13 protein-coding genes and 1 pseudogene are annotated in these 11,746 nt (G+C 72.2%); 4 read left to right on the top strand and 10 right to left on the bottom strand.

The window, feature by feature from the left end:
• Positions 1-16: 16 nt before the first annotated feature.
• The 4 genes from pglW to DKL51_RS00155 form a co-directional block, all read right to left on the bottom strand.
• Positions 17-2,938, bottom strand: coding sequence for a BREX system serine/threonine kinase PglW (gene pglW, locus DKL51_RS37630; RefSeq protein ID WP_124811596.1), 2,922 nt, complete (start codon positions 2,936-2,938; stop codon positions 17-19).
• Positions 2,935-3,237, bottom strand: coding sequence for an NERD domain-containing protein (locus tag DKL51_RS00165; protein ID WP_109947483.1), 303 nt, complete (start codon positions 3,235-3,237; stop codon positions 2,935-2,937). The genes pglW and DKL51_RS00165 overlap by 4 nt, the downstream gene beginning before the upstream one ends.
• 85 nt (positions 3,238-3,322) lie before the next feature.
• Positions 3,323-3,898, bottom strand: a complete 576-nt coding sequence (locus DKL51_RS34570; RefSeq protein ID WP_260428310.1) for an SHOCT domain-containing protein — start codon at positions 3,896-3,898, stop codon at positions 3,323-3,325.
• 386 nt (positions 3,899-4,284) lie between these two features.
• Positions 4,285-4,971 (bottom strand): VOC family protein, encoded by a 687-nt coding sequence (locus DKL51_RS00155; protein WP_109947481.1) that lies wholly within the window; start codon positions 4,969-4,971, stop codon positions 4,285-4,287.
• Between the two features lie 164 nt (positions 4,972-5,135).
• Between DKL51_RS00155 and DKL51_RS00150 the strand changes: the two genes are divergently transcribed.
• Genes DKL51_RS00150 through DKL51_RS00140 form a run of 3 tightly spaced genes read left to right on the top strand, consistent with a single transcriptional unit; the run spans position 5,136 to position 8,202 of the window.
• Positions 5,136-5,795 (top strand): TetR/AcrR family transcriptional regulator, encoded by a 660-nt coding sequence (locus DKL51_RS00150; protein ID WP_243422710.1) that lies wholly within the window; start codon positions 5,136-5,138, stop codon positions 5,793-5,795.
• A 23-nt stretch (positions 5,796-5,818) separates the two neighbouring features.
• Entirely contained in the window at positions 5,819-6,682 is an 864-nt protein-coding gene (locus DKL51_RS00145; RefSeq protein ID WP_109947480.1) for an alpha/beta fold hydrolase, read from the top strand.
• Positions 6,683-6,708: 26 nt separating this feature from the next.
• Complete coding sequence (locus DKL51_RS00140) at positions 6,709-8,202, top strand: long-chain-fatty-acid--CoA ligase (protein ID WP_109947479.1); 1,494 nt, start codon at positions 6,709-6,711, stop codon at positions 8,200-8,202.
• Between the two features lie 205 nt (positions 8,203-8,407).
• Here DKL51_RS00140 and DKL51_RS00135 read toward each other — a convergent pair whose 3' ends face one another.
• Together DKL51_RS00135 and DKL51_RS00130 are read right to left on the bottom strand one after the other, a co-directional pair.
• Entirely contained in the window at positions 8,408-8,893 is a 486-nt protein-coding gene (locus DKL51_RS00135; RefSeq protein ID WP_109947478.1) for a VOC family protein, read from the bottom strand.
• Between the two features lie 78 nt (positions 8,894-8,971).
• Positions 8,972-9,157, bottom strand: a complete 186-nt coding sequence (locus tag DKL51_RS00130) for a hypothetical protein (protein ID WP_109947477.1) — start codon at positions 9,155-9,157, stop codon at positions 8,972-8,974.
• A 27-nt stretch (positions 9,158-9,184) separates the two neighbouring features.
• On the opposite strand from DKL51_RS00130, the gene DKL51_RS00125 reads away from it, so the two are divergent.
• Positions 9,185-9,613 carry an SRPBCC family protein gene (locus tag DKL51_RS00125; protein ID WP_109947476.1) on the top strand — a complete coding sequence of 143 codons (429 nt, stop codon included), beginning with the start codon at positions 9,185-9,187 and terminating at the stop codon, positions 9,611-9,613.
• Positions 9,614-9,618: 5 nt separating this feature from the next.
• Here DKL51_RS00125 and DKL51_RS00120 read toward each other — a convergent pair whose 3' ends face one another.
• The 4 genes and pseudogenes from DKL51_RS00120 to DKL51_RS00105 form a co-directional block, all read right to left on the bottom strand.
• The gene (locus DKL51_RS00120) at positions 9,619-10,404 is read right to left on the bottom strand and encodes an IclR family transcriptional regulator (protein WP_109947475.1); all 786 of its coding nucleotides are present in this window, start codon (positions 10,402-10,404) and stop codon (positions 9,619-9,621) included.
• Positions 10,401-10,781, bottom strand: a complete 381-nt coding sequence (gene pcaC / locus DKL51_RS36025; RefSeq protein WP_109947474.1) for a 4-carboxymuconolactone decarboxylase — start codon at positions 10,779-10,781, stop codon at positions 10,401-10,403. Before pcaC ends, DKL51_RS00120 begins: the two co-directional genes overlap by 4 nt.
• 4 nt (positions 10,782-10,785) lie before the next feature.
• On the bottom strand, positions 10,786-11,553 hold the full coding sequence (gene pcaD / locus DKL51_RS36020) for a 3-oxoadipate enol-lactonase (protein ID WP_124811595.1): 768 nt from the start codon (positions 11,551-11,553) through the stop codon (positions 10,786-10,788).
• A pseudogene (locus DKL51_RS00105) lies at positions 11,550-11,746 on the bottom strand (3-carboxy-cis,cis-muconate cycloisomerase); the annotation flags it as partial. The gene pcaD and the pseudogene DKL51_RS00105, both read right to left, overlap by 4 nt.

Raw genomic sequence — 11,746 nt, 5'->3', positions numbered from 1 at the left:
GCGATCGTCGGCAGCGTCAGAGGTGTATAAGAGACAGCGGCTCGTCGGCGAGCGCGTCGACCTCCACGGCGGCCCGCACCGCGGCGACCGCCACCGCGAGACGCAGCGCGTCCCCGGTACGCACCGAGCCGCGGCTGCTCAGCAGCGCCGCGGCCAACTCGGCGACGCCCATCACCCGGCCGCCGTCGCGCAACAGCTCGATGATCTGGGTACGCACGCTGCCGACCACCGGAATGTCGTGCCAGCGCTTGCGCTGCTTGCCGAGAATCTGCGCGATCCGGGCGGGCGTGACACCCAGCGGCTTGGCCACCTGCGGGTGCTGCGGCCACAGCGGCAGGTCCGGCAGGGCGCCGGTGGCGTCGGGCAGGTGCAGCGCCAGCCGGGTGGCCTCGACGTCGTTGGGGTTCCGGCTGGCCGGGACGAGCAGGGTGGCGATCGCGTCCAAGCCGACGCGTACCAGATCGGGGTCGCCGTCCCCGGCGGCGGCCTCGGAGGCCACCTCCTCCGTCGCGGCCCTGCGGGCGGCGGACGTGGTGGGAATGGTCTCCCGCTCCCCCAGCCGGCCGCGCCACTCCTTCACCCGGCGCTGCAGCTCCTGCCGGGTCTTGGCGCCCAGGCCGGGCAGGTGGGCGAGCTTGTTGGCGACAGCCAGCAGCCCACCGACGGTCGTGGCGTCCAGCCGGTGCGCGGCGGAGACGGCGCGCGGGGTGAGGCCGGCGGCCTCCAGCGCGGTGGCCCGGGTCGCCTTGGTGGCGGCCTCGTCGCGGGCGGCCTCGGCGGCCTTCTCGTCCGGTTCGTCGGCCTCGATCTCGGGGTGGTCGGTGCCGACCGGGGCGCTCGCGTCGGAGCGGCGGAACACCTGCTGCCAGGCGTCGCGCATGTCCTTGAGCGAGGCGAACCGCTGGCGGTGGTCGCGGTGCACGGCGCGCTGGAGGAAATCCACCAGGCCGTCGCGGATTGCCGGGTCGAACGCCTCGACGGCCAGCACCGGCGGGCCCTCGGTCAGCTGCGGCTCGGTGCCGCCGTCACCCCAGACGGGCAGCTCACCGGAGGCCATCTCGTGCAGGGTGATCCCGAGGGCGTACCACTCGGCGTGCTTGTCGTAGCCGGGCCGGGTGGCGGTGCCGAGGAACGGGTCGAGGTAGCGGGGGGTGCCGGCGGTGATCTCCTTGACCGAGACGCCGGCCAGGGAGAAGTCGAAGAGCACGAGCTGCTTGGTGCGGTTGGGGCGGACCCGGATGGCGATGTTGTCGGGCTTGATGTCCCGGTGGTAGACGCCCTCGCCCTCCAGGTAGTCCAGGGCGCCGAACAGGTAGTCGCTGTAGGTCTCCAGCTCGTCGACGGTGAGTCGGCCGTCGTCGCGCAGCTTGCGGGCCAGGGTGCGGTCACCGGCGTGCTCCAGCACCACGACCGTGCGGGTGCCGATCTGCAGCGGCTCCGGCCGGGCCAGCCGGATCACCCGCGAGTCGGTGAGCGGGCCGAGCACCCTCGCCTCGTGCGCGAGCCGGGCGCCCTTCTCGTCGGAGAGCCCGACCTTGAGCACCTCCTCCCGGCGGGTGCGCTCGTTGAAGCCGAGGAACGCCCGGCAGGTCGAGCCGGTGCCGAGGCTGCGGACGATCTTCCACTCGCCGACCCGGTCGCCGCCGCGCGCCTCGAGAGGGTCGACCTGCTCGGGCTCCGGCTCCTCCGGGTGCACCGACGCCGGCGGCGGGGCGGTCAGCTCCTCCTCGACCTCCTGGAGCATCTCGACGAACTCGGCCACCGTGGTGAGGCGCTGGGTCGGCACCGGGGCGGTGGCCGCCTGGATCAGCTCGTCGGCGAACTCGGTGATCCCGTCGGCGATCGCCGAGGCGCGCAGCCCGTTGTCCCGGGCCAGCCGGGTCAGCAGCTCGGCACGCTTCGCGGCCGGCGGCTGGCCGGTCAGGATCAGGTAGCTCAGCGCGCCGAGGCCGAAGACGTCCATCGCGACCGGGTCCGGCTTCGGCGCGGTCAGCTCCGGCGCGAGGTACGCCTCGGCCGAGCGCTCGATGTGCGAGGCCGCGTGCGTGGAGAGGGTGACCGGGTCGCCGCTGCTGCCCCCGCCGCTTCCGTCGACACCCCGGGTCGCCGCCTGCCAGTCGCTGAGCTGCAGCTGAGGGGTCAGCCACGCCTCGTCCTCGCTGCCACCCCGCCGCCGGCGTCCCGGGCTGACCAGCACGCTGCGCGCCGAAAGCGCACGGTGGTGCAACCGCCGGCGGTGCGCGTACGCGACCGTCTCGGCGAGCTGGCGGATCATCGCGAGGCGGCTCAACGCGTCGAGGCGGTCGCCGTACTGGGCCATGTAGTGGTCGAGGCGGATCGAGCGGGGGTCGTACCGGAAGATCAGCGCCGGCCCGGCCTCGTGCGACTCCATCGAGTCGACCTGGACGATGCCGGGGTGGTTGATGCCGTGCAGCACCTGCATCTCGCGCTTGGCGGCGCGTTCGATGCTGGCCCGCTCGGCCTGCACCGCATTGCGCTCGACCAGGTAGATCCGGACCCGACGGCGCTCCCGCTCCAGGTCGCGGTGCCGGGCCTGGTGGTCCTGCCAGGTGGGGCCCACGTCGAACGGTCGGGTCTCCAGCTCCCACGCGCCGACCTGGTAGTGCCGGCGGCTACGCGCAATGCCGATCTCTTTCAGCAGGTCCGGCAGCGCCGCGGACATCTCCTTGGTGACCCGCTGCTGCTCGTCCTGCGGCGGGCGCGTCAGGAACGAGTCGATGGCCGGCAGTTGGGCGGGCTGGTGGCCGGGCGCCGCCTCAGGGCCGTAGATGCCGTGCAGGTGGTGGTCGGAGAGCCCGATCTGCAGCCCCGGCTTGGACAGGAACACCGCTGCCTGCACGAAGGGGATCTTGACCGGCTTGCCCTTGCGGCGGGCGGCGGCGACCTGGAGCAGCGACTTGAGCTTCTTGGCCTTCATGTCCGCAAGGTGGAGCGGGTTGTCAAAGGTACGGGTGCCGTTCGGCCCGTGCAGATCCAGTTGGAGCCGCTGGAGACCAGCCGGCCGTTGAGGCTCTTGATCTCGATCAGGTAGAGCCCACCCGGGCCGGCGACCAGCAGGTCTACCTCGTAGGGGTGACCGGTCTGGGCGGTGAACGTGAAGTTCGACCACGCCCGGTAGGGCTCGGTGTCCGGCAGCAGCGCCTGGACGTGCGCCAGCGCCTCCCGCTCGTGCGCGAACTGCGACGGCGTGATCGTCGTCCACCGACCCACTTGCATGCCGAAGATCCTAAGCCCAGGTGACGAGGCAACCGCAGCCCCGCCGGGCCGTCGGTGACGACCTGGCGGGGGACGAGCCGTGGATTTAAAGCCGCGACAGGATCTCCGCCTTCTTCGCGGTGAACTCCTCCTCCGTGAGGATTCCCGCGTCACGAAGCTCACCGAGCTGCCGGAGTTGCGCGATCGGATCGACCGGTGCCGGCGCCGACGGCGCTGCGGGGGTCACCTGCGGCGACGGCGCCATGGCTGGCAGTCCGGAGTAGTGTCGGGTGTTCATCCGATCCTGCTGGGCCAGCCTCGCCGCGTGAGCCGTCTCGTTGATGATTGCCACTGCCTTGCGTGGCTCCGGAATGTCCTCCAAGACCACAAGCTCGAAGCCGTTCGGGCGCTGCACCTTGACCATGACGTTGCCGACGCCCCGGGCCTTTTGGGTGATCGACTGTCGCAGATCCACATCCGCCACGTTCACGATCGGGACCTGCTGCGCGTTGGTGGAGAGGACGCCCCGCTCGAAGTAGAGCATCGTAGCCGTAAGCCTGTACCGACCAGCCCCGATGCCGGTGAGGGGCTGGCCCGTGGCCGCCCACAGCACCCCCGGCTCCAGGGCTGGCGGCGGCGACACCGGCACTGCCGGCGGAGGCGACGCAGGGGCGGGAGCCATTGGATGCACGTCAATAACGTCGGGGCGCGGCCCCTGCGGCGTGACATCTGCCGGGCGTCGCATCGCTGGAAGGTTGGCCGCTGTGTGCGGAGCGGGGTCGTCGACGAAGAGCTGCCATCCGGCGGGCGGTGCCGGCCAGGACGGCTCCGGCTGCCATCCGGCCGGCGGCAACCAGCCTTCCGGTGCCGGCGGCCAGCCAGGTGGAGTGTTGAACCGCAACGCCATCGCGCCTTACCTACCTTTGTCGCTGATCGAGCCCGGTAGGAGCGTAGCTTCGCGGTGCCGACGGGCGGGTCCACCGAATGACCCGACTCGACTGATGCCAGACGACAGCCCTTCTGACCGCGAGCGGAAGTCGGATGCCTCGACCCCTCGCACGAGGGCCGTCATCCCTGGACGGAGCGCTCCGGTTGGGATTGCCGGGCTCGCAGGAACGCGCCCAGACCCTGACCGTCCTCGGTGGCCAGAAACGCGCCGCGGGCGTTCAGCAGCGCCTCGTCGGCGTGCGCCATGCAACCCCAGACCGTGTCGCCCCACGAGTCCGCGAGCTTCACCTCGGCCGACTCTGGGCACACCTCGCCGCGCGGGCCGCCGATCTGGCAACGGGCCGGCGCGCCGCCTTGGCGGCTGACCGCCTCGGCCGCCTCCCGGATCAGCGAGAACCGCGCCTCGCTGCCGGTCCGCTCGGCCCGGGACTGCGCAGGAACCGCCCGGCGCTGCCCGAAGAGCACGACGTTGCCGTCCGGGTCGACGGTCCGGCACTCGCCGCCGGGGGCGTGCTCCGGATAGCCGACCCGCTCGACCGGGCACCCGGCCGCGGTCAGCCGCTCGATCGTCGCCGGCAGGTCGTCGACGTAGAGGTAGATGAGCAGGGGCAGCTCGACGGTGACCAGGCGCGGCGTGACCGCCGCGAGGAGCAGAGTCAGCTCGCCGCACTGCAGGTACGACCAGCGGGACCCGCCGTCGCCCCCCGTGCGCAGCTCGGAGTAGCCGAACAGCTCGTAGAACCCCCGCGCGGTGTCGGCGTCCGCGACGTACAGCACCGGCACCTGAGCCTGCACTCCGTTATGCACGGCGCCACTCTACCGACGATGGATCTGGAAATCAGGTCTTGGGGATCGGGTGTTCTTCGATTAGAAGGGGTGGCCGCCACTGATCATGGTGACCCTGGTCACGGGTCGCCATCTGCGCTACGGTGCCAACCAATCGTTCGGTTGGTAAGGCCCGGGGAGGTCCGGTGACGCAGACGCAGACGCCGTGGAACCCGCGCCGCCTCACCGCGGTCGCCGTGGACCTGCCGGAGGGGGTCACCCCGGCCGGCACCCGCGGGCGCATCCTGCACGCCGCGCTCAAGCTCTTCGCCGAGTACGGCTTCTTCGGCGCCTCGATCCGCGACATCGCCCGCGAGGTCGGCATCAACTCGGCCACCCTGTACGCCCACTATCCGGCCAAGGAGCACATCCTCGCCGAGCTGATCCAGCTCGGCCACGAGGAGCTGCGTCAGCGGATGCGGGAGGCGGCCGCCGACGCCGGCCCCGACCCGGCCGACCAGCTCGCCGCGCTGGTCCGGGCGCAGGTGCTCGTGCACACCGACTACCCGCTGCTGGCGCTGGTGGCCAATCACGAGCTGCACGCCATCTCCCCCGATCGGGCCGCCCCCGCGCTGGCGCTGCGCGAGGAGGCCCGACAGCTCCTGCTGACCGCGCTCGACCGGGGCGTGGCCCAGGGCGCGTTCGACGTCCCCGACGTGGGCCTGGCCGGCATCGCGATCGGCAGCCTCGGCCTGCGGGTGGCCAACTGGTTCGGCCCGGACCAGCCGTACACCCGCGACCAGGTCGCCGACGCGTACGTCGGATTCGCCCTCCGGCTCGCCGGCAGCCCCCTCCCCCGCGGCTGACCCCCACACGAAAGGTGGACCAGATGGAACAGGTCACGGTCGAGGTGCCGGACGGCACCCTCACCGCGCTGCGCTTCGGCACCGGCCCCCGGATCGCCGTCGCCGCCCACGGCATCACCGCCTCCGGCATGGCGTACCTGTCGGTCGCCCGGCAGCTGCCCGAGGAGTGGAGCCTCATCGCGCTCGACCTGCGCGGCCGCGGCGGCAGCAACGAGCTGCCCGGCCCGTACGGCATGACCCGGCACGCCGAAGACATCTGCGCCGCCGCCGAGCAGTTCGGCCAGGGGCACCCGGTCGCGCTGGTCGGCCAGTCGATGGGCGCGTACGCCGCGCTGCGCGCCGCCGCCCGACAACCGGAACTCTTCAGCCGCCTGATCCTGGTCGACGGCGGCCTGCCCCTGCCGGTGCCCGCGGACGCGGACCCCGACGCGGTGCTCGCGGCGACCCTCGGCCCGGCCCTCGCCCGGCTGAAGGACACGTTCGCGTCGGAGGAGGCGTACGTCGACTTCTTCCGGGCGCACCCGGCCCTGGCCGCCGAGTGGACCGACGACATGGCGGCCTACGTCCGCTACGACGCGACCGGTGAGCCGGGCGCGATCCGGTCCCGGGTCAACGGTGCCGCCGTCGCCGAGGACGGCCGGGACCTGCTGGTCAACGGCGCCTCCTTCGGGGAGGACCTGGTCAAGCTGACCGTCCCCACGGTGCTGCTGCACGCCCGGCGCGGCATGTTCGGCCAGGAGCCCGGCATGCTGCCGGCGCCTCTGGTGGCGCACTGGCGCGAGCGGGCTCCGCACGTCGTCACCGAGCTGGTCGACGCCAACCACTACACGATCCTGATGACCGACGGCCCGGCGGCCGTCATCGCGCGGCACCTCACCGCCGAGTGAACCCGCCCGCCGAAAGGGAGAAGACGATGACCAACCTCGCCTCGATGCTGGTGACGACGGCGGCGCGGCAGCCGGAGCGGCCGGCGCTGCGGCTCGGCGACTGGGTGATCAGCTACGCCGAGCTGGACGACGCCTCCGCGCGGTTCGCCGGCTACCTGCGCGCACACGGGGTCAAGCCCGGCGACCGGGTGGCGCTGATGCTGCCGAACGTGCCGGAGTTCGCCACGCTCTACTACGGCATCCTGCGGGCCGGCGGCGTGGTCGTACCGATGAACCCGCTGCTCAAGCCGCGCGAGGTCGACTACTACCTGGACGACTCGGGGGCCAAGGGCATCTTCGCCTGGCACACCACCGAGCAGGCGGCGGTCGAGCGGGCCGACGAGGTCAGCCTGGTGGTGGAGCCCGGCCGGTTCGACGAGGCCCTGGCCGCGTACGAGCCGCTGCGGGAGGTCGTGGAGCGCGACGGCGACGACAACGCCGTCATCCTCTACACCTCGGGCACTACCGGCCAGCCCAAGGGTGCGGAGCTGACCCACGACAACCTGCGGCGCAACGTCGAGGTCAGCATCGCCACGCTGCTGCGCCTCGGGCCGGAGGACGTGGTGTTCGGCGCGCTGCCGCTGTTCCACTCCTTCGGCCAGACCATCGCGCTGAACTGCGCGATGGCCGCAGGCGCCTGCCTGACGCTGCTCCCCCGCTTCGACGCCGCCCAGGCGCTGGCCATCCTGGTCCGCGAGCGGGTCACCCTCTTCGCCGGCGTACCGACCATGTACGCGGCGCTGCTGCAGGCGGCCGGGTCGGACGAGCCGGACCTGTCGGCCCTCCGGACCTGCGTCTCCGGTGGGGCCGCGCTTCCGGTCGAGCTGCTGCGCCGGTTCGAGGAGAAGTTCGGCTGCATCATCCTGGAGGGCTACGGCCTCTCCGAGACCTCGCCGGTGGCGTCGTTCAACCACCCGGACCGGCCGCGCAAGGCGGGCACCATCGGCACCCCCATCGCGGGCGTCGAGATGGACGTCTGGACCGTGGAGGGCAAGCCGGCCCCGACCGGCGAGGTGGGTGAGATCGTAATCCGCGGGCACAACGTCATGAAGGGGTACTGGCGCCGCCCCGACGCCACGGCCGAGGCGATCGTCGACGGCTGGTTCCGTACCGGTGACCTCGGCACCCGGGACGAAGAGGGCTACTACCGGATCGTGGACCGGACGAAGGACCTGGTGATCCGGGGCGGCTTCAACGTCTACCCGCGCGAGGTCGAGGAGATCCTCTACGAGCACCCGGCGGTCGCCGAGGCGGCGGTGCTCGGCACCCCGCACCCGACGCTGGGCGAGGAGGTGGTGGCCGTGGTCGCGCTGCGGCCGGGCACCTCGGCCACGCCGGAGGAGCTGCGCGACCACGTCAAGCGGCAGATCGCCGCGTACAAGTACCCGCGTCAGGTGTGGATCGTCCCGGCCCTGCCCAAGGGGCCGACCGGCAAGATCCTCAAGCGGTCCATCGTGGTGCCCCCGCCCGCCGAGAGCTGACCACGGCTCGGCCGGCACGCCGCGCTCGAGCGAGGCGTGCCGGCCGTGCAGGTCGCCCGGATCCACGAGCAGGTCGGCGACGCGCCGGCCGGCCCGTGCGCCCGACATGACTGCCGGTCCTGGCCGTAGCGCCCATCGCGGCACCCTCGTGGCCGGTCGCGGTGGAGGCTTTCGGGCAGAAGCCGCGCGATGTGACGCCCGCCCGTCAGCGCGCCGGGACGCCGTCGGCCGCGCTGTGCAGTGCGGCGATGTCGATCTTGCCCATCCCGAGCATCGCCTTCATCGCGCGTTGGGCCCGCTCCCGGTCCGGGTCGTTCAGCATCTCCTCCATCCCGGTCGGCACGACCTGCCAGGACAGGCCGTACCGGTCCTTGAGCCAGCCGCACGGCCCCTCCTGCCCGCCCTCGGACAACCGCTCCCAGTAGTAGTCGACCTCGCCCTGGTCGGCGCAGTTGATCTGGAAGGAGACGGCCTCGGAGAACGTGAACTGCGGACCGCCGTTGATGCCGACGAACCGCTGACCGTTCAGCTCGAACTCCACCGTCATCACCGTGCCGGCTGGTCCCGGCCCCGCCTCGCCGTAGTGGGTGACGTTCACGATGCGCGAGTTGTCGAAGACGGAGATGTAGAAGTGCGCGGCCTCCTCGGCCTGGGTGTCGAACCACAGGTTCGGAACGATCTTCTGCTGCATGGCGGTGTCCTCTCGTACGGCGGAATCGGGCTCCCGCAACCGATACTTCACCTGTACAACGGCGCATCGCCGGAAAGCTCATCGGTCGGTCGGTGACCGCTGTCGGCGGCTGGCGAGGATCGCCAGGATCTCCCGGCGTACCTCGTCCGTCTCGTGCACCAGCCGGCGATGGGCGAACCGCACCACCAGGATGCCCAGCGTGGCCAGGGGGCGGCGCGTGCCCTCGGGCGGGCTCTTCGGGTTGAACAGGTGAGCGCTGGGCACCAGGTGTGGGAGAGGAAGGAGAGAGACATGGCGCAGAAATCCACGGCGACCGCGACCGGGAGGATCGAGGCGGAACCAGCCGCGGTATGGCGCGTGCTCACCGATCCCGAGTTGCTGAGCCAGGCGTTCTTCGGCGCGAAGGTCGAGACGGACTGGAGGGTCGGCAGCCCGATCACGTTCACCGGTGAGTGGAACGGGAAGTCCTTCCAGGACAAGGGCGAGATCGTCACGGTGGAGCCGGACCGGACTTTGGGCTTCACCCACTACAGTCCGCTCAGCGGCCAGCCCGACGTGCCGGGGAACTACCACACCGTCACCTTCGAGCTGCACCCGCGCGACGGCGGTACCGAGCTCAGCATCCACCAGACCAACGCGGGCAGTGAGGAGGAGCGGGAGCACTCCGCGGCCAACTGGGCACGGGTGGTGGAAAGCGTCCGGCAGCTCGCCGAGCGCTGAGGACCCTACCGGTTCACACCCCCGCGCAGGTCCTCCTCGATCCGCTTGGCCGTCTCCAGCAGCGGGGGCAGCAGTTCCCTGCGGATCACCTCGGACGAGCCGCGGCTGGCGTGCGCGGAGACGTTCACCGCCGCGATGACCTGGCCGTTCTCCCCGTGGATCGGCGCCGCGAGGGAGCGCAGCCCCTCCTCCAGCTCCTGGTCGACGATCGCGTACCCCTGGGCGGCGATCTTCGCCAACACCCCCCGCAACTTCGCGGGGTCGGTGATGGTGCGGCGGGTCAGGGGCTTCAGGTTCGCCTTGGCGAGATAGTCGTCGAGCCAGGCGGCGGGTTGGCCGGCGAGGAGCACCCGCCCCATCGAGGTGGCGTAGGCGGGGAAGCGGGTACCGACGCTGATCCCCACCGTCATGATCCGCTTGGTGGGAACGCGGGCGACGTACACCACCTCGTCACCGTCCAGGACGGACATCGAGCAGGACTCGTGCACCTGCGCGACGAGCGACTCCATGTGCGGCATGGCGACCTCGGGCAGGCTGAGGCTCGACAGGTACGCGTAGCCGAGTTCGAGGATGCGCGGGCGAAGCGAGAAGAGCCGCCCGTCGGTACGCATGTAACCCAGCTCGACCAGGGTGAGCAGGAACCGGCGCGCGGCGGCCCGGGTGAGCCCGGTCGTCCGGGCCACCTCGCTGAGGGTGAGCTGCGGGTGCTCGGCGTCGAAGGCCCGGATGACCGCCAGCCCGCGTTCCAGCGACTGGACGAATTCCGGGGTCCGCGCCGCCTCCTCGCTCATCCGGCCTCCTGCCGCAGGGTCTGTTGGGCCACCTTGAACGCCCGGTTCGCCGCCGGTACGCCAGCGTAGACGCCGACCTGGAGGAGGACCTCACCCACCTCCTCCGGGGTCAACCCGTTACGCAGCGCGGCACGTACGTGCATCGCCAGCTCCTCGTCGTGGCCGAGGGTCGCGAGGACGGCGAGGGTGATGCAGCTGCGGGTACGCCGGTCCAGGCCGGGCCGGGTCCAGATCTCGCCCCAGGCGTACCGGCTGATGAAGTCCTGGAAGTCCGCGGTGAACTCGTCGGTGTTGGCGATCGCCCGGTCGACGTGCGCGTCGCCCAGCACCTGCCGCCGCACGGTCATGCCGGCCTCGTGCCGCTCGCGGTCGTCCACAAGGTCACCCTTCGTCGAAGTGCTTCAGGAGCAGCCGGTTGACCTGCCCGGGCTGCTCCACGGTGGCCAGGTGTGCGGCCCGGTCGACCACGGCCAGTCGGGCCCCCGCGATCCGCTCGACGATCGCGTCGGCGTGGTCGACGGGCGTGGCGGGGTCGTCCGCGCCGGCGATGACCAGGGTCGGCGCCGCGATCTTGCCCAGGTCGGGGCGGAGATCCATCGCGGCGATCGCCTCGCAGCACCCGGCGTAGCCGCCGGTGGGGGTGGCGGTCAGCAGGGCCCGGTGCGCGGCGACCACCTCCGGCCGGGATTCGGCGAAGGGCGGGGTGAACCAGCGGGCCACCACGGCGTCGGCGATCGCCGCCATCCCGGCCGCCCGGACCGTCGCCGCCCGCTGTCGCCAGCCCTCGGCCGGGCCGAGGGACGCCGATGTGCAGAGCAGCGCCAGCCGGTCGACCCGCTCGGGCGCGTGCGCCGCGAGCCACATGCCGACCATGCCGCCGAGGGAGAGCCCGGCGTAGTGCGCCCGGGGCACGCCCAGGTCGTCGAGGAGGGCCAGCACCTCCCGGCCGAGCAGCTCGATCCGGTACGGACCCAGCGGCACCGCGGAGTCCCCGTGACCGAGGTGGTCGTACCGGATCACCCGGTAGCGGGCGGCGAGCGCGACCAGCTGCGGCGCCCACATGGCGCCGGTCGTGCCGAGGGAGCTGCCGAGCAGGAGCACCGGCGCGTCGGCCGGGCCGTCCACGGTGGCGTGCAGGCGGGACGTCACGAAGTCTCCTCCATCCGGTACGCGGCCAGCGCCCGGTCGACGAAGAGGCCCGCCGACCCGAGCCACCCGTGCGGGTCGAGCGCCTCACCGATCTCGGGCTCGCTCAGGTGCGTCCGCACCTCGGGATCGGCGTGCAGCGCGTCGCGGAACGCCGGTTGCCGCGCCGCGCGGGCGACGGCGTCGTGGGCGGCGC

The sequence above is a fragment of the Micromonospora globispora genome (genome assembly GCF_003857015.1).
GTDB classification, from domain to species: domain Bacteria; phylum Actinomycetota; class Actinomycetes; order Mycobacteriales; family Micromonosporaceae; genus Micromonospora; species Micromonospora globispora.
This window is presented reverse-complemented; position numbering and strand designations above follow the sequence as displayed.